The sequence below is a fragment of the Qipengyuania sp. CAU 1752 genome, assembly GCF_054482615.1.
Genome location: NZ_JBTLRE010000001.1, coordinates 374596 through 392191, shown reverse-complemented (window position 1 = coordinate 392191; position 17596 = coordinate 374596). Strand labels below are relative to the sequence as shown.

Sequence of the window (17596 nt, the reverse complement as noted above, 5' to 3'; positions counted from 1 at the left end):
CTCCTCCCCTCCCCCCTCCCCCCCCCCCCCCCCCCCCCCCCCGCGTCCTGCTGGCTGAAGATACCAAGATCAGCGCCGAGATGATGCAGGCCATGGCTGACCGACTATCCATTAGGATGGATGTCGTGGCCAATGGTCTCGAGGCTATCGAATCCGTCCATGCGGCCATCGCCGCCAACGCACCCTACTCGCTGCTGCTGCTCGACATTATGATGCCGATCCTCGACGGGATCGAGACCGCGGCCCGCTTGCGTTCCGACGGAATCTCCGCGCATGAATTGCCAATCGTCGCCATCACCGCAGCTGCCAACATCGAAGAGGTACGAACCTATCGCCAGGCCGGCATGCAGGCGTTCCTGGAAAAGCCCGTATCGCTCGACAGCCTGCGGGCCACGATGGAGGCTTGGGGACACCGCGAACCATGCCGTGTGCGCGCCATGCGCCCGGCTGCTTTCGATGCGCTCGCAGAGCAGTTCCGCCAACGGAAGGTGACAACACTGGCCGCCTTGCAGACAGCGCTGGAGACCGGCGACCTGTCGGAAAAGATCATCGTCGAATTGCGTCGGATACTGCATCAGTTGGCTGGAACTGCTGGCTCTTTCGGCGAAACCGAACTTGGCGAGGATGCGCGCAGACTCGAGATCGAGTTGATGGCGACCTTCTTCGAAAACGGCAATTTGCGTGAAGTCATCGAACGGGCCGCACTGGCAATCGAGCGGCGGATCTGAGGATGCGCTGGCTTCGCCCTTTCCGTACACTGGGTGCCTTGGCGCTCGCCGCTGGCGTCATCACGGTGCCGGCGCAGGTCGAGGCACAGGACAACAGCCTGGTTTCTATCGACCCTTACGCCCAGATAAACTTCCGCGTGGTCCAGTCGGACCTCGATTTTGACGACGACGAAGAGATCGACAGCTCCGGCTTCGCTATTGGCGGTGAAGTCGGGCTCGATTTCGACCTCGGCAAGACAACGGGAGCGCGTGTCGAACTTGAAGCAGGCCATTTCGCTTTCAATGACGAGACCCGCAGCGACCGCACCAGCTATGGTGGCGCGGTCGAACTCCGGCAGGAGCTGTTCGATTCGATAGAGATGCGCGTGCGCCTGCGCCGGATCGAAAATGTCGGTGTGCTCGAAGCAAGCAGCGCCGACCAGACCAGCGTCGGCCTGCGGCTACAATGGCAGGAGGGCAATGATCGCGTGCGCCTCTATGCCGATTATCGCGAACGCGAATACGATTTGACCACCCCCGCCGATGGCACAGGGTGGAATTTCGCGGCGCAGTACAATCGCCGGCTCGGTTCCTATCACTGGCTGCGGATCGATGCGCGCCACGATGTCATGGACAGCGATGATTCACAGCGGCGCAGCTACCAGCGAAGTGTCGTCCGACTGAAATACAGCCGTCCGATTGCCAAGCGCCTGCGCCTGCGCCCTTCGATCGAGTATCGTGAATGGTCCTATGACGACCGCCTGGCCTTGGGAGACCCCTTGGGCGGGATGCGGGCCGACAGCTATGTAGCGCCACGGATTGAGTTGGCTTTCAGCAATCCCGGCGGGTTCTTTGCCGAAGCCAACGCCGAATACAGGCTACGCCAGTCGAACGATACGCGGTACGACAATGACGCGATCCGGCTCGGGCTGACGCTAGGTTATCGGTTCTAAGCCGGGCCATTGCGTCACGATCCGCGCAATGCGCCGGACAGCCTCCCCGTCACTTCCCGGAAATCGCTCGCCAGCCAGCCGCCCTTCTGACGCGAGGTCAGCTTCTTGAGCTCGGCAGCGGCACGCTGGCTCGAGATCTGTTCCTCTATCAGCGCCTTGTAGATGCGATCGGTTTTCCGGCGTCTCCGCACCGCATCGCCAGCGTCGATGAAAGCCTCGACAAAGGTGACGACAGCCGAGCCAATCGAGGAAAGAGCCCCGCCCTCGGGAGCCGCGGTAGCGACTTCGGCAGGGTCGGGCGTGTCGAACTTGGCCATCTGTGCGGCCAGGCTGGCCTCCAGGGCATCAACCTGCGGCGAGGAAATGGCGGGAATCTGGTCAAGTCGTCCGCGCAGCTTTGCCGCTGCCTCGCGCACGGCCGCATCGCTCAACACGCCGAACTCGCGGAAGGATGCGAGGAAGCGGAAGCCCTTCTCGACCACGCCCGGATCCTCGTCACCGAGCTGTTCGCAAGCGCGCGCGACCAGTTCCCACGCCTGCCAGCGGTAGACCCAGTCGAGGCCAGTGCCCTTGATGTTCTGCATCCCCATGATCCGATTCACGAGGCCGGGCGGCGTCTTTTCAGCGATGAGTCGGACGATCTCCTCGCCTTTGATGTAGAAATCATGGACCGGCAGGAGCTTGGCGTGAAATGCCTTGCCCAATAACGTACGCATCGCCTGGTCATCCACGCTTCCGCGTGCTGCAGCTTCGGCCAACGCGCCATATTCGCTGAACAGTTCCGCCTGGTCGGCGTGGAACTTGGCAATCGCATCGGCGTGGGGGATGCCGGCCTGCTGCAGCCAGCCCGCGAGATCGCCACCTCGCGCAGCCTCTAGCGCCTTATCGGTCTGCTCCTCGCCGCCGACGCCCGCGATCATGGCGGCCAGCCTGCCTTCGAGCTGCTCAATGGTGACCGGTATCCTCTGATGTCGGGCAAGCGCCTCAAGCTTAGCCGCGGGCTCGACGCCATCTTCCGCCAATGTGAGTTCGGCTGCATAGGCTTGCCATTCTTCTTCGATGAAACCGAGTAAGCCTTCGATATTCGATCCGATCAGCACATGCTGGTCGACGGCCACGTCATGCACCAGCATGCGGGCGAAGACCCGGCTGCGCGGGACGCGGTCGGCGCGATTGTTGACCACGGTGGAGACGAAGATCTCCGGATCGCGTGACAGATCGTGCTTGGCGAATCCCATCCGATCCCAATTGCCCATGGCCCCGAAGCGCTCATTGGCCGACATGCCCATGACGAATTCCAGCGTCCGCCCCTTGATGTGCGAGCGCGGATAGGTCTTGAGGACGCCCAGGTCGGCCACCACCCGGTCGGACATCTCCTTGACGCAGAAGTCGGCTTCGAGGCCGAGCTCGGCCCCCATTTCGGTGACCAGCGCGATATTGTAAGGGTGCTCCTCGTAAGGGAAGCGGTCGAGCAGGGTCTGGTGGACCAGGCCGGCTTCCTTCCAGGTCACCGCCCGCATTTCTGTGCGGGCGCGGTCGGACCCTTCGGCGAGGATCGGGAGCATTTCCTCCTCGGTCGTCAGCAACAGCGAATCGTGCGGAATGAACTCGCACATCACCTCGGGGATGTTGCGCCCGGCCGGGCCCTGCACGTCCTCGTGGTCGGGATAGGTGTTGGTGATGGTGCCGATATCATCGCGCATCCAGTCCTGCTGCAGCACCTTCACATAGGCAGGATTGAGCCCCATGCATTCCCACAGGAATACCCGTGTATCGAGGCCGTCGGAGGTCTTGAGAAGGTTATATTGCTCCCAGATCGTCGCTTTGTCGTAGGGGCGGAAAAGGAACATTTCGGTCAGCTCGCCAAAAGGTTGCCCCAGCAAGAACATGGCTTCGCACCCTGTGGTCTTCGACACGATCGACGGGCCGAGCGCGTTGACCAGCCCCGCCTTCAAGCGTTCGGTACCGGATTTCCCACGCGTGCCCCAGCCGCCCAGCACCAGGCTCAAGCGGTTGCGCAGCCGCCGTGCATGAATGCCGAGCGCGATATGACGACCGAAAAACCACAGGCTTGCGAGGCCGAGAAACACCCCCAGTTCGAGCAAATTGTTGGCAAATACGGTGGAGAAATAGGCCACTGCGCGGTCCCACAGTACCGGCAAGGCAGCAAACGCGCCGCCGACCCCGTACAAGCGTACTACCTGCGGATTGGGCGCGGTGGCGGCACCGCGATAGGGACGGAACGAGATATCGACCTGTAGCGCGCGAATTGCGGCCACAAATTCCAGCGGATCGCGGTTGCGCAGCGATGCCAGCCGCGGAAAGTCGCGCGAGAGCTTCCAGAATGCTCGGGTCCGACGGACGATGCCATCGGGCGGCGTGATGCTGGTAATCCCGGCGCTGGTATAGATTTCGCAGGTCGTTCCTTTATCGAGCGCTGACAGGATCTGGTCGAGCAACGGCAAATAATTGCGCCAGCCGCCTTCGCTGCTTTCAAACAAGGGTTCGCCGGGTACCTTGGTCGGCGCCAGTTCGGCCATCCGCGCGCTCGGCGCCCAGATCGTGCCATGATAGTCGCGCCCGATGGCGTGGCGGAAAGCCTGTCGCTTGTCGGTCGAGCTGTTGCGGCCCTCGAACAGGATCCGCCATAGGCGCCGGCGGAAGAATTCGCCTTTCTGCAGCGAGCAGGAGCGCGACGGATCAAGCGAGATGCCGAAGTCGCGCTGCGCAACTATGGCCATGATCCGGCCCACCCGCTCGCGGTCTTCCTCGAGATAGGGGCGCAAGGCCCGCGCCCGACGCAAGCGCCCTTCCGTCAGACCCTCCATTGCCTGCTGCAATATTGCGGCGACCTCCAGAGCCTCGCTATCGCTGCAGAGCCAGATTCGTTCGCGGGCCTCGTCGAGCCAGCGCAGGACCTTACCATTGGTGTTACGATGCTGCAGCTTTGACAGGGCGGCATTGATGGTCTCCCCGGCCTCGGCCAAGGCATCGCGCTCGAAACCGCGCAGGAATTGTATCGTCGCGGCCGCCGCGTCCAGCGCGATCCGCAAAACGAATTCGTGGTCATCATGGGTGAGGATGCGGGCGACATGGGTAACATAGGCCTTGGCGCCGACCACCGGGATGATGGCAGGCGGATCGGCGAATACAGCCGCACGCACCTGGTGGTCCCTGTCCACCCGCAGGCGGGTCATGAGGCCCTTTGCCTGTTCAGGCGGCAAAAGATGCAGACACTCGGCAAATACCTGACGCACCGCGCCTTCGGGGCTGTTGGCAAGGATAGGGATGTAGCGCGCGAATTTCGCATTGCGGTCGAAGTTGCGACACAACAGACGCACCAGGTGGCGCTGGACGAATAGCGTCTTGTCGCGTTGAGCTTCGGACTTGCTCGCAAGGTCGCCCGATAACTTGCGATCGATCACCGAGGGAAGTGATTCAGGCGAGAGTTCGAGCAAGGCATCGATTGCCGCGCATTTCGTCCACACCGCCTCGTTATCGTCAAGGCAGACCCGGCGCGTCGCACTCAGAAGGCTGTCGAACCAAGACGCCCACACTCGCTGGTCAATCCCGGCAGCCATTTCGCGCACGCAGGAATGTGCCGCCTGTCGGACGCGCGGATCGCCCGGCCAGGCGCGAATGCGCGCGAGGAGCGGAAGGTAGGTCTCGGCGAAGAAGGTGCTGATGAATATGTCCTGCGATTCGGACACCGCCTGCCGCATCGCGATACCGAGACGCTCCATCCCGTAGGCCAATGCACGCTCGCGCTCACCGCTCCGCTTAGTGAATCGCTCGAGTGCGGCATCGGCATCGAAAAACTTGTCGAACGCCTTGCTGTCCCGCCGCTGTTGCCGGGGCGTGGCGCCCAACGCGGCAACAAAAGCAAGGATTGCCGCCCTTTTCTCCGATTCATCAAGCGCGCTGGCGTAGCGGGCCTGGAAAGATGCCTCGGCCTTGGCCAGTTCGGACAGGCTTTCCACCTGCCGCTCGCAAAAATGCGCCAATACCTCGGCATGGCGATGGGCCTGCGACGGGCCGGCGCGGTCCTGTGCGTAAGCCAGTACCTCGTCGCGCAGGTCGGCATAGATTGGCGCGAGCCGCGGCGCATAGCCATGCTCCAGGCGCGCAGTCAGATCGAGAAGTGCCGGCGGCTTCATCCGCGCAGGCCCGAAACAAGGCAGGAAAGAAGCTGCGCGCGCAACTGGGCATCACGGGTCAAGGAGAGCCGCAAGTCGGCAGCCAGTTCGAGATGCACGAAACCGTCAAATCCGGCATCGCGCAGGGCCAAGCCTTGCGCATTGGAAAGCGCGCCGAGCTCGCTGGTTTCAAGGGGGAAGACGCGGACGGGAAGCGGGTCGAAGGCGACGCTCAGACAGTCGGCGAGATCGAGCAGCCCCTTGTCCGGGCTGGAGGTCCCGTTGCTGACAATAATGCTCGCTTCGCTGCTGGCGGCATCACGACGCCGGGCGCGGTCAAAACCATGCAGCTGGACCATCCGTCCGCCGGGATGGCGATTTGCGAATGCCAGCGCAAAAGTGGTGAAGGGATGGTCGTGCACGCGCGCCAGGTCGACGGCTGCAGGGCATTCGGATGTCGGTCGCCGTGGGGCCGAGTTCCACGCCGCAGCGGCCGCCTTCGATTCCGTAAACAGTTGCGCGGCCAAGGTGCCGGTATGTCGGTCGGCTCCGCGATGAGGCGCGGTCAGGGCCAGAGGCACAGCCGCTTGATGTTCGCGGACGAGATAGGTCCCTCGCCCCTCGCATTGCCCATCGGCTTCCTTCAACAAGGTGCCTTGCCATTGCTGGTCTATCGGCAGGACCGTGAAGCCAGCCGGTTGGGAATAGCGCCGCTGTGCCGCCGCCGTGCCGCCATCAAGCGCGTGGTTGAACAGCATCTCGCTGGCAGCCAGCTCCGATGTACTCGGCGCCGCGATACCGATCGCGTCGCGCAAGGGCGGAAACAGCACAGCAGAAAGTCCGGCCAGCACGGTCAGGCCAAGCCCGGCAAGGATCGCGAATGGTGCATGACGCATTACTCCCTCACCCTTGTCCGGTCGCGGCGCGTGCCCTCGTACAGCACCAGCGCCTCGTAGTCGCGCCCGGCAATGCCAGCCGGACCGAGCGGGCGCCACATGTTGATAGCGGCATAGGCCATTTCCTCACCCGTCATCATGTCTGGCGGGAAGGCATTGCCCTGAGCGAGCATTGCCTGTTCTTCGGGGCTGCGACGACGGAAGTTCGTCAGCGCCTGCGAGGCCAAAAGCGGCCGACGCTCATAGACCCGGATATCCACCGCACGCACCGCCGGGTCGGCTTCCACAAGGCGCCATTGCGACCGGCCTATCGGGGCCGAGGCCTCGACCACGATTTCGTCCATCCCCGCTGCGAGTTCGGGCCGGTTGCGAAAGAACCGCCAAGTCTCGCCGGTGGCGAACACATGATCCGGCGCATCGGAGTGCAAGGCGACCACATGCTTGTCGAGTAACGAGCCGTCGATTCCGAACAAGGTAACCTCGATCGAATATACGAAACCCTCGACCCGGGCGCGCTCGTCGCGGGAAACCGAAGCCTGGACAAGGCCGCGAAGAACGTCGACCGGCTGGCTCGAGGCAAATTCAAGCGGGCGGTCGCTGCGAAGCCGGTAAACGATCGAGCGATCGTCGATATCGGCGTCGAGGGTAGTCGAGGATTGCGCCTCTGCCAGATAGCTCGCGAGCGTTGGACCAACCTGCCAGCCGCCGACTGCAACCAGGGCGAGCGCTGAAAGGAAAATGATCAGGCGGGTGAGAAAACTGAGGCTCATGGCGCCTGCTCAGGCGTAATCACCCAGCCGATCGCATAGCGACGCCCGCTTGTCTGGGTGAGATAACGCAGCGCCGTACCCGGACGTCTCTCGAAGCCCGCCCAGCGCGGATCCGCATCAGCCAGCTCAGCCCGCAGGCCCGCGCTTCGCATCGCACTAAGCAAGGCCTCGAATTCTTCATCCGGTGCGCCGACCCTATCGCGCGCGATCACAACGTCCTGGGCAAGTTGGCGAGGCCAGACCGATGACGGCGCCTCGCGAAGCTGGAGGATCGAAACCTGTTCGCTCCGTTCCTGCGCCCGAACCACAATCTGCCACAATACATCAAAGCTCGATCGTGAGGACCGAAACAGGGTGTCGCTTCGGGGGGCCACGATCAAGGCGTCACCCTCCCATTCGCTATAGGTCGCAGCACCAATGCGAGCAGCGAGTGCACCGTCAGGTGGACGATAGCTCAAGACCACCTTCTCCGGCTTTTGTCCTTCAGCGAAGAAGGCGATACCGTCGTCTCGCAAAGGTGCATGAAGCCTCCACTGGTTGCGTCCGGCCAGTCGGCATCGATCCAGTTCAAACCCGCCTAACCGTGCCGCCGCGACGGCAAGCGCAGGTCTCGATCCTTCCCTCACGCTCGCCAGCATCGGCCGGGCGATCTCGAAGCGGAGGTAGGCGAGCTGGCCAAGATCGCTCCACCCTCTTGAGAGGTTGCCTGCCCGCGGCATAGTGCAGCGCACCAGCCGGGCCTGCTGGTGATCCTCACCCTCGAAAACCGCCCGCGCCAGGCTATCGACAGCCGCCTGGTCAAGTACGATTCGGGCCACATCCCCGATCCTTTGCGTAGCATAGGCCCGCAGCGTGACCGCAAGGCCCGGCAGCGTTTCACGCAAGGCGGAAATATCCGCTGCGCTGGCCGAACGATCGGCGAATATGGCCTGGGAACCGACAGCGCCGCGATCCCCCTCCACCCGCAGGCGTGCGTCATTGCTGGTGGACCGGAACACATCGACCACTCCGGTCTCGACCAGTGCCGTAGAAGGGGCCGGTGCGGCAATGACAAGCCAGCGCGCATCCTGTGCGCGTTGCAACTCCCGTCCCGCAAGACCAAGACCGGGCAAAGCAGTCGGGTCAGGAAGCACGACCGCCAGCTCGCGACTGGCCGATGGATCGAAGATCAGCGTTTCCGCCCCGGCACCGTCTGCCCGGATGATAGCGAAATGGCCGCCTTCGACACGCTGGACACGCCAGTCGTCGGCCGTAAGGTCGAAAGCCGGGCTGGTCGCCGGTATTCCCGCTTCAAACATCTCGATGAGACCCGCGAGCGTCTCTGCGGATTGCGGCGAGAGAGGATGCGCCTTGCCCCGCATTCGCCTGACATGGGCATCTCCGACGGCCTGCACCAACAAGTTGTCCAATTGCGGAGTGCGCGACGGGGAGGCTGCAGCTCCCTTAGCTGTGTCGTCCGCAGAACTGACTTTGGTGACCGCTGCCGAGAGCGCGAAACCGAACAGGTTCCCGAACACCGCTCCCAGCAGGCTCACCTGCAGGGTGGAACGCGCCAGCCGGGGAAAGATGTTCTTGTCGTGCGCCTTGATCGCGATCAGCGTGGAGAGGAGGTAGCCGAACCCGTAGAAGTCGGTCGTCTTGACGTCGAGGCCCATCCACACCACCGCCCAGCCGACCAGCATCTTCCAGGCGAAGGATATGTTGAAGAACAAGAGCAGCTTGCGTCCGCCCTCGATGGTCGCGTTAGCCATCATCGGCATTTTGAGGATGGCCCGCGCGATCAGGTAAATGACGATTGCTTCGGCGAAGGACGTCAGGACCTTGGTCGGTTGATACCATTGCAACGCGATCAGCGCCGGGATGAGGATCCCGGAAAAGTCCCAGCCGTATCGAACATTAACCTGGCTCGCGATCATCGCCGTCAGGGTCAGGATGATATAGGCCTTGGGACTGGCCAGGATCGAGCTGGCGAGGCCCTCGTACAGGTAGGACACCCCACTCATGCGGAAATTGGTGAATTCCATCAGTCCGAAGCGGACAATCAGGTAGGTCAGACCGATGGTGACGACCGCCGCGGCCAGTCCACGCCCCAGGCCCGGCTTCCAGAACTGGTTGGCCAACAGCGATATGATGACCAGGCCAAAGCTTTGCAGATTATCGCGCCAATCGAAACGGCGATCGAAATTCTCCTGCATCCAGTCGGCGAATTCGGGCAGGATTACACCATCCATCGACAGCCGCACCGCGATGCTTGCCAGGATCAGCCCCATGAAGCGGTCACGCCCGAACAGCGCCGGGAAGCGCCCCCGGCTAATCCGTTCGGAGAAGGTCCAGACGATCAGATAGGTAAGGATCGCCTCGATCACGATCACCAGCGCGGCAACCGGTTTCACGATCACCAGCGGGACCAGATAGCCCGGAACGACGAGGCCCGAGAGTACCCAGCCGAACCGAAGGTTGAAAAAGCACAGGACGAACACCCCCACCCACACGGTGGTGATGACCGAGCTGGCCAGCGCGCCGTCGGGAAACAGGGTGAGAGGAAAGAGGTCCATGCGCGCGGCTAACTCATGGTTGGCCCTGCAGCGCTGCGGACACACGTTGTACCAGCAAGCCGGGCTCGACCGGCTTGCGGGCGATCCCGACCACGCCAAACGAACGGTAATGGTCGGTCAATTCATTGCCAGCCTTGGAAGAAATGACAATGATCGGCGGGCGCTCGAGATTGCTGTCGCCGAGAACGCGCAGAAACTTTATCCCGTCCATCGTCGGCATGACGATATCAAGAATGATGAGATCGAATTTCTCGACTTCCAGCCTGGCCAGCGCCTCCGCGCCGTTGGCTGCTGTCGTGACGGCATAACCTTCCAGTTCCAGCGTAAGTTGCAGCAGGCCACTCAGGATTGTATCGTCGTCGACGATCAAGATGCGTTGTGCGCTCATCCAATTCGCCTCAAATCAATGTTGAAACCAAAGCCGTCGGACTCGCGCCCCCAATAGGAGACGCTGGCATCCCATTGCACAGCCTTGGACATTCCGTCCGAAATCGTGCGAAATTCACCCATTGCTTCGCCCTCCTGGCCCGACAATAGCTGCAACAGGCGCTCGAGCGCGATGCCGAAGCCACCGGATATCCGGATATGTGTGCGTTCTTCGAGCTCCTCGAGTGTCAGGCGGACGGTATCTCCTTGCGGGGTATCGGCAATCAGCACCCGCAGCATCGCGCGCATCATGGCACCTAGCGCCGCCGGTTCGGCGATAGTGAACCCGCTGGCACCGGGCAATTCGGTCACCAGTTCGACCGACAATTCCTTCGCGAACTCCTGCGAGCGATCGACCGCATCGATGACGACCGACCGGGCGTCGACCGGATAACTGCTTTCGGCCAGGTTCCAGATGTCCGCGCGCACCAGCTCTGCAACTTCGTCGAGGCGATCGATCGCGCGCCGCGTGGTCTCGGTGATCCGCGAAACGATCGGTCGGATCTGTTCCACAGTGACTCGCGGGTCCGAAGCCAGCTCGCTGCCGAGCATGATAGCCTCGAAATCGTTGCGGAGCTGGAGATCCATGAACAGCGCTACGGCCTGCCGGAGGTCGGCCGCCCGGTGCAATTCGGATACGTCTATCGCCTCGAGCACGATCACTCGATCTCGGCTGCGAGCGATGCGCTTCGGAGCGGCAACGCGAAATATGCGTTCTTCCGGACCCAACTGTCGCATTGGCACCCGCATTTCTCCGCCGTGGAGGAGCAGGTCCTGCAGCATGGCGTCGATCCGCTCACCATCGAGTTCTGTCAGGGCAAGCAATGCCTCGACCAGCGATGTTTCGGATACGGCGAGGCCTGCCTGGCGGTAGAGATCTTGCATCGGCGCGTTGGCGTGCAGCGGTGATCCGACCATGTGGAAAATCATCACCGCGGTGCCGACCGTGTCGAAGCCATGGCGGATCTGGTCCGAAGATTGGGCCACTAGCGAGATGGCGCTGGCTACTTTGCTGTCGACCGGTACGAAGCGTTCATCGAGCCGGTCGCGCGAATTCAGGTGGGCACGCCACCGGAAGAGCTCGCGGAATGACCCGGCAATTGCGCGCACCAGGAAGGCGGAGCGGCGAACATTGCCCGTCTGCGGCAGGGTATAAAGCCAGTAGAGGTCGCGGCCCGTACCGCCGAGCCAGGTTATTCGCGCCTGTCCGGTCCAGCCGGGAACGATAGCATCTGCCGTGATCGCGGCATGGCGACGGCGCAGCTTATCCAGCATGGGCTCGAGTTCGGCCGGCGAGAGGGCGATATCGGAGAATTCTGCGTTATGCGCGGTCAGAGCCCCGATCTGGCCATCGCTGCGCCGTTCGATCAGCAGGCTCTGATCCACTGCAGCCAGCCGCGCAGCATCGCGAAGAAACTCCGGCAATCGCGCACCTTCGCGCAATGCCGACCGGCCAAATGCGTGCTGGACAGCGCGGGCCGCGGCATCCTCTAGCCTCCTGTCCTGCCGCCGCTCGCGCCCCAGAACCCGCAGGAAAGCTACCAGCCAGGGGGCCGCGAGCATGGCAGTCAGTGGCAGCAAACGTCCAGCAAACTCGAGCGCGGCCCAAGCGATCGCTATCGTCAAGGCGTTGATGGCGACCGGCAATAGCACCGCAAGCCGCTTGGGATCGCTGCGCTGGAATGCGAATGCGGTTGCCATGCCAAGCGCCATGATCAGCAGCAGTGCCTCCCAATCCCGTGCCGGGAGAACGAGGCGGCCTGTTCGCAGGGCCTGGATTCCATATGCGCGGAACTCTGCCTCGCTTGTCGAGCGGGTATTGGGTGCGAGCGGTGTCGTCAGCGAACCACGTAAGGTATCTGGACCAGCCAGGATTGCCACGGTGCCCGCCAATTCCCCGGCGGCGAGTTGCCCGTCGAGGATTTGACTGGCGGTGATGGAGGGAATGCTCTGGCTGGCAGGAATGCGGACGAAGAACCTTTCGATTGACCCGGTGGTACGATCGGCGAGCGCGGTTTCGAAGGTCGGAATCGGTCCGTCGATGCCGTCGATCGCGGTCCATTGCCGGCGATAGATGCCATATTGCGCAGCTGGAAGCGTACGGGCACCCTGCAAGGCTGTAGTGCGGTTGCGCGGTAGAACCCAGCGGTCGCTGGCTGGCAATGGGCGCGGCGCGACTGCCTGGACCACGGGGATTGGAGGCTGGGCAGATCCGGCGCGCCGGGAAATCCCTAGATAACCGATACGTTCGGCCCCCAACCGCGCCAACAGACGCTCCAGATGGGCATGGCGGTCGGGGCCCATGCGCGCAAACGCAGCATCGCGCTCCACAACCACCACCGCCGGACGAGCAGCTCGGCCCGCGCTCGATGCCATGTCGAAGAACCGCCCGTCGGTCATGCTGAATGTGTGTGTCTGGTGTAGCGAGGCGAGCGCGCCAACCACGAGAGCTACGACTATCCAGCTACCCACTCCTTCGCGCGCCATGATCTTGACGGCGCGACGGAGGTCATGGCGGGTGGGAAGGAATTGCCGGACCGAGTTCACGAGAATTCTTCTGGGTCTGTAGCAATGGAAAAACGACCAGGCAGAGTTGCGCGGCGCGACTTTGGGCCCCGTGGCAAGGTAGCCGGGATCCTGCCAGCTTGCGCGGCCTTGCAACATCTGGCGTTGCCGGCTTTCCTATTATCCAGATCGGCCAAGAAAGTGCGCCCCTCGCATAATGACACTCGCGCACTAGTCGCGCGGATGCCCTCGATGCGAGAAAGGCTAGGCTTTCGTGGTTAATTTCGCGTTAGTTTCCGCTCGCGGATGGCTTGGAAAACGCACCACAGGTCAGCGTTCTGACGCCAATCCATCGTTACGATCTAACCGATTGAATCGCCTGCTAAATATCTCCGCCGGTCAATCGCTGGCAGATCAGGTCAAGCTGGTCGAGCGTACGATAGCGGATCGTGACCGCCCCCGATCGCGGGTCCGGATCGGTCTTTATCTTGACCGGCAGCCCCAGGAATTCCTCCAGGTGGCCCTGGACCGCCGCGATGTCGGCGTTCTTCATCGGGTCACTTGATACCGGCTTGGCGCCAGATTTTCGGGGTGGGGCTTCGCCGCGAACGCGCTTCTCCAATTCCCGAACGGACAGCTTGCGGGCAATCGCCTCCTCGGCCAGCTCTACAGCGTCGTCATTGCCGATCAGGGCCCGAGCATGACCCATCGACAAGTTGCCTTGTTCGACCAGTTCAATGACCGGACCAGGCAGCGCGAGCAGGCGCTGCAAGTTGGCGACGTGGCTGCGAGACTTGTCGACCAGCTTGGCGATATGGGCCTGGCTCAAGCCTTCATCTTCGGAAAGGCGATGATAGGCGCGCGCCTCCTCGATGGGATTGAGGTCCTCGCGCTGAATATTCTCGATCAGCGCCAGTGCCATCACTTCGCGATCTTCGAGTTCACGCACGATGGCGGGAATCAGGTGCAACCGCGCCTTCTGTGCCGCCCGCCATCGCCGTTCACCCGCGACAAGCTGGAATTGCCCCCCACCGGTCGGCCGCACGATGATTGGCTGAATAACGCCACGCGCCTCAATGGAAGCCGCAAGCTCTGCCAGCGCATCCTCGTCAAAATGGGTACGCGGCTGACCCGGATGTGGCTTGATTTTCGAAACGGGGATGTTGGCCAGCCCGTTCTGGGTCGTCGAGAAAGGAGACGAACTGCCAGATTTCTTTTCGTTATCAGGAGCTTGGTTGACAAGAGGCTCTTCGCGCCGAGTCTCGCCCATGAGAGCGCCGAGACCCTTTCCCAGCTTCTTCTTGCGGTCAGCAGAGGCAGGAACACTGATACGGACGGGATCGCTTGGATTGTTCATGCAGCTTTCCTTCGTTCGGGCAGGCGGCCTATCAGCTCGCGCGCCAGCGCCATATAGGCGCGGCTACCCGCGCAAGAGTGATCGTAGACCAGCGCGGGCAGACCGTGGCTGGGCGCCTCCGACAGCCGAACATTGCGCGGAATGACAGCCTTGAAAACAAGATCGCCAAGACAGTCCCGAACATCGTCGGAAACTTGGTCAGTCAACCGGTTTCGTCGATCAAACATCGTCAAGGCGATGCCGATAATGCCCAGGTCTGGATTGAACCGCTGCTGCACTCTCTCGACGGTCTGAAGCAGCTGACTGAGGCCCTCTAACGCAAAAAATTCACATTGCAGCGGAACCAGCAAGGTATCGGCGGCTGAAAGGGCGTTGAGGGTCAGCAGCCCGAGGGATGGTGGGCAATCGACGAAGCAGATTTCGTGATCAGTGTGGTCCGCCAACGCGGCGCGGAGGCGATGGGTGCGATTCTCGACCGAAACGAGCTCGACTTCGGCGCCGCTAAGATCCTGGGTCGCCGGAACAATATCGAGGCCCGGTATGCTGGTCGGCTGGACACACTCTTTGATCGGCACTTCGTCAATCAACACATCGTAGACAGAATTCTCGCGATCTTCGCCAGCGATCCCCATGCCTGTCGAGGCATTGCCCTGCGGATCGAGATCAAGAAGCAAGGTTTTCCAACCAGTTGCGGCCATGGCAGTGGCAATATTGATAGCGCTGGTAGTCTTGCCCACCCCGCCCTTCTGGTTCGCTACCGCTATCACGATCATGACGCACCCTTCCCTTCGATTGCCCCTTGTCCGACTAAGATGACTGCTTCCGCGTCGGTCTGCGATTGTTCCACGTGGAACATTTTTCGCCACTTCGGAACGAGGCTTTGCAACTCTACCCCTCCCGAGCGCCCTTTGGGCAATAGCCAGAGCGTGTCGGCAGTGGAAAACCTTGCGGACAACTTGAGGAGTTTCTCAAGCGGGGCGAAGGCCCGCGCCGTTATGACACGGGCTAATAGCGGGTTCATCTGCTCAAGCCTCATGCCTTGGATGGAGCAATTGGGCAGGTCCAATTCCAACGAAGTCTGCTCCAGCCATTCGATCCGCCGCTTGCGCGATTCGACAAGAGTTATCTCGCATTCGGGTTGCATGATCGCCAAGACCAGACCGGGAAACCCGGCGCCGGAACCCATATCCAGCCATGGACCTGTTCCACGTGGAACATGATCGAGCAATTGTGCGCTGTCTGCGATGTGGCGAACCCAGACTTGCGCGAGTGATTTGGCAGAGACCAAGTTTTGCCGGCTGTTTTCTTCTTGCAACGCTTCAACCAGTTGATCCAGCCGGTCGAGAGCCCGCGCATCGCACCGTTCGGCCACGAATGCGCGCGCTTGCTGTTCCGTCTCAATCACGCAGCCTGGCTTTCACGTTTGCGGGCATAGACCAGCACAGCCGCCAGTGCCGCCGGGGTGATTCCCGGCACACGCCCGGCAGCTGCCAGAGTTTCAGGGCGAGCACCGGCTAGACGTTCAATCATCTCGTTAGAAAGGCCCGGTACCTGCGCGAAAGGAAATTTCGGATCGAGCACGACAGCTTCATTTGCGCGCAGTTCGCGCAATTCCGCCTCCTGCCGTGCGAGATAGGGCGCGTAACGCGCTTCTTCCTCAACCTCGTCGAGCAAATCTCCGTCAAAGTCGGAGTGATTGAGTTGATCGCTCAAACCCCTCAGAGTGATGCTGGGAAAACGCAGCCATTCGCGCAAAGTCATTGGCCCCGCCTCAGCGCGGACTTCAATCTCCAAAGCCCGCAAATCACTGGATGTAAGTCTCTTTTCCAGCGCAATATCCAGCGTTTCCCGTTTCGTAAGCCGCCAATTGAACCAGTCTCGCCGGTCATCGTCCACACAACCGGCTTCGATCGCCAGCGGGGTCAGACGGGTCGAGGCATTATTGGCGCGGAGACGCAGGCGGTATTCCGCCCGTGACGTGAGCATACGATAAGGCTCACTGACACCCTGCAAGGTGAGATCGTCGATCATCACTGCGATATAGCTATTGGCGCGGTCGAGGGTCGGCGGGGCGCGGTCAAGCACGGTGCTGGCAGCATGGATGCCTGCCACCAGGCCTTGTGCGGCTGCCTCCTCGTAGCCTGTGGTGCCGTTGATCTGGCCGGCACAGAACAGTCCCTTGATGTCCTTGAGTTCAAGTCCCGAGGTCAGTGATCGCGGGTCGATATGGTCGTATTCCACCGCATAGCCAGGAACCACCATTTCGACCTTTGCTAGCCCGTCCATAGCGCGCAACATGGCCGACTGGACGTCGGTAGGCAGCGAAGTACTGATTCCGTTAGGATACACCAGATGGGTGCCGAGGCCCTCTGGCTCAAGGAACACCTGGTGCCCATCGCGATCGCCAAAGCGGTGAATCTTGTCTTCGATGGACGGACAATAGCGCGGCCCGGCCGCCTCGATCGCGCCAGAGAAGAGTGGCGAACGGTCCAGGTTGGCGCGAATGATGTCATGTGCCTGCGCGTTTGTCCGTGTGATGGCACAGAACACTTCCGGATTGCTCCGTCCTTCGGTGATGGCGGACATCGTCCACCCCTCCCCGTCCGACGGCTGTTGCTCCAATTTCGCCCAATCTATGGTTCGGCCATCAAGCCGCGGCGGCGTGCCGGTCTTCAGGCGCGCCATCGGCAGGGAGAGGCCGTACATCTGCTCGGCAAGGCGAGAAGCAGTTTCCTCGCCGATTCTACCGCCGGTTAGCCGTTCCTCGCCCCGGAACAGGCGCCCTCCCAGAAAGGTCCCAGTACACAGGATCACCGCCTGCGCATCGAGCCCGGCCCCATCGGCAAGTTCCACCCCGCTGACACGGGCACCGTCAAAGCGAAGGGCAGAAACTTCGCCAGTAACCAGTTCGAGGTTGGAATGCGCAGTCACCATCCGCTGCACCGCAGCCAGAAACAGGTCGCGGTCGGCCTGAACCCTCGGTCCCCATACCGCGCTGCCCTTGGATCGGTTGAGCATACGGTAATGGATTGCGGCGGCATCGGCAGCGCGGGCAATGATGCCGTCGAACGCATCGACCTCGCGGACAAGATGACCCTTGCCGAGTCCGCCGATGGCCGGATTGCAACTCATCGCGCCGATCTTGGTGGGATCAAAGCTCACGAGAGCAGTGCGAACTCCCATGCGGGCCGCAACACATGCTGCTTCAACGCCAGCATGTCCGCCGCCGACCACGATGATATCATAGGGTTGCATAGGGCGCCCATACCGTGCTGCCGCGCGCCTCGCCAC

The 17596-nt window shown here is 62.0% G+C and carries 12 protein-coding genes; 2 read left to right on the top strand and 10 right to left on the bottom strand.

Going from position 1 to position 17596, the window contains the following annotated elements; all coding sequences use genetic code 11:
* Window positions 1-47: 47 nt before the first annotated feature.
* A complete protein-coding gene (locus tag ACXYL9_RS01860) occupies window positions 48-728 on the top strand; it encodes a response regulator (RefSeq protein WP_459039836.1) in 681 nt (226 codons plus the stop codon).
* Between the two features lie 2 nt (window positions 729-730).
* Window positions 731-1660 carry a hypothetical protein gene (locus ACXYL9_RS01855; RefSeq protein WP_459037889.1) on the top strand — a complete coding sequence of 310 codons (930 nt, stop codon included), beginning with the start codon at window positions 731-733 and terminating at the stop codon, window positions 1658-1660.
* A gap of 14 nt (window positions 1661-1674) precedes the next feature.
* Here ACXYL9_RS01855 and ACXYL9_RS01850 read toward each other — a convergent pair whose 3' ends face one another.
* The 10 genes from ACXYL9_RS01850 to mnmG all read right to left on the bottom strand — a co-directional run bounded on the left by ACXYL9_RS01850 (window position 1675) and on the right by mnmG (window position 17560).
* Window positions 1675-5817 (bottom strand): hypothetical protein, encoded by a 4143-nt coding sequence (locus tag ACXYL9_RS01850; protein WP_459037888.1) that lies wholly within the window; start codon window positions 5815-5817, stop codon window positions 1675-1677.
* A complete protein-coding gene (locus tag ACXYL9_RS01845; protein WP_459037887.1) occupies window positions 5814-6692 on the bottom strand; it encodes a hypothetical protein in 879 nt (292 codons plus the stop codon). Before ACXYL9_RS01845 ends, ACXYL9_RS01850 begins: the two co-directional genes overlap by 4 nt.
* Window positions 6692-7462 carry a hypothetical protein gene (locus tag ACXYL9_RS01840; protein WP_459037886.1) on the bottom strand — a complete coding sequence of 257 codons (771 nt, stop codon included), beginning with the start codon at window positions 7460-7462 and terminating at the stop codon, window positions 6692-6694. Before ACXYL9_RS01840 ends, ACXYL9_RS01845 begins: the two co-directional genes overlap by 1 nt.
* Window positions 7459-10017 carry a poly-gamma-glutamate biosynthesis protein PgsC/CapC gene (locus ACXYL9_RS01835; protein ID WP_459037885.1) on the bottom strand — a complete coding sequence of 853 codons (2559 nt, stop codon included), beginning with the start codon at window positions 10015-10017 and terminating at the stop codon, window positions 7459-7461. The genes ACXYL9_RS01840 and ACXYL9_RS01835 overlap by 4 nt, the downstream gene beginning before the upstream one ends.
* 13 nt (window positions 10018-10030) lie before the next feature.
* Complete coding sequence (locus ACXYL9_RS01830; protein WP_459037884.1) at window positions 10031-10405, bottom strand: response regulator; 375 nt, start codon at window positions 10403-10405, stop codon at window positions 10031-10033.
* Entirely contained in the window at window positions 10402-12930 is a 2529-nt protein-coding gene (locus tag ACXYL9_RS01825) for a hypothetical protein (protein WP_459037883.1), read from the bottom strand. Before ACXYL9_RS01825 ends, ACXYL9_RS01830 begins: the two co-directional genes overlap by 4 nt.
* A 400-nt stretch (window positions 12931-13330) precedes the next feature.
* Window positions 13331-14305: a ParB/RepB/Spo0J family partition protein gene (locus tag ACXYL9_RS01820; RefSeq protein ID WP_459037882.1), complete on the bottom strand. Its 975-nt coding sequence runs from the start codon at window positions 14303-14305 to the stop codon at window positions 13331-13333.
* A complete protein-coding gene (locus ACXYL9_RS01815) occupies window positions 14302-15078 on the bottom strand; it encodes a ParA family protein (protein WP_459037881.1) in 777 nt (258 codons plus the stop codon). Before ACXYL9_RS01815 ends, ACXYL9_RS01820 begins: the two co-directional genes overlap by 4 nt.
* A complete protein-coding gene (gene rsmG / locus ACXYL9_RS01810) occupies window positions 15075-15710 on the bottom strand; it encodes a 16S rRNA (guanine(527)-N(7))-methyltransferase RsmG (protein WP_459037880.1) in 636 nt (211 codons plus the stop codon). The genes ACXYL9_RS01815 and rsmG overlap by 4 nt, the downstream gene beginning before the upstream one ends.
* A complete protein-coding gene (gene mnmG / locus ACXYL9_RS01805; RefSeq protein ID WP_459037879.1) occupies window positions 15707-17560 on the bottom strand; it encodes a tRNA uridine-5-carboxymethylaminomethyl(34) synthesis enzyme MnmG in 1854 nt (617 codons plus the stop codon). The genes rsmG and mnmG overlap by 4 nt, the downstream gene beginning before the upstream one ends.
* Window positions 17561-17596 lie beyond the last annotated feature (36 nt).

Excerpts from the sequence above, each read along its gene's own strand:
- ACXYL9_RS01855 (WP_459037889.1), top strand. The coding sequence starts at position 731 with ATGCGCTGGCTTCGCCCTTTCCGTACACTGGGTGCCTTGGCGCTCGCC.
- ACXYL9_RS01850 (WP_459037888.1), bottom strand. The coding sequence starts at position 5,817 with ATGAAGCCGCCGGCACTTCTCGATCTGACTGCGCGCCTGGAGCATGGC.
- ACXYL9_RS01845 (WP_459037887.1), bottom strand. The coding sequence starts at position 6,692 with ATGCGTCATGCACCATTCGCGATCCTTGCCGGGCTTGGCCTGACCGTG.
- ACXYL9_RS01840 (WP_459037886.1), bottom strand. The coding sequence starts at position 7,462 with ATGAGCCTCAGTTTTCTCACCCGCCTGATCATTTTCCTTTCAGCGCTC.
- ACXYL9_RS01835 (WP_459037885.1), bottom strand. The coding sequence starts at position 10,017 with ATGGACCTCTTTCCTCTCACCCTGTTTCCCGACGGCGCGCTGGCCAGC.
- ACXYL9_RS01830 (WP_459037884.1), bottom strand. The coding sequence starts at position 10,405 with ATGAGCGCACAACGCATCTTGATCGTCGACGACGATACAATCCTGAGT.
- ACXYL9_RS01825 (WP_459037883.1), bottom strand. The coding sequence starts at position 12,930 with ATGGCGCGCGAAGGAGTGGGTAGCTGGATAGTCGTAGCTCTCGTGGTT.
- ACXYL9_RS01820 (WP_459037882.1), bottom strand. The coding sequence starts at position 14,305 with ATGAACAATCCAAGCGATCCCGTCCGTATCAGTGTTCCTGCCTCTGCT.
- ACXYL9_RS01815 (WP_459037881.1), bottom strand. The coding sequence starts at position 15,078 with ATGATCGTGATAGCGGTAGCGAACCAGAAGGGCGGGGTGGGCAAGACT.
- mnmG (WP_459037879.1), bottom strand. The coding sequence starts at position 17,560 with ATGCAACCCTATGATATCATCGTGGTCGGCGGCGGACATGCTGGCGTT.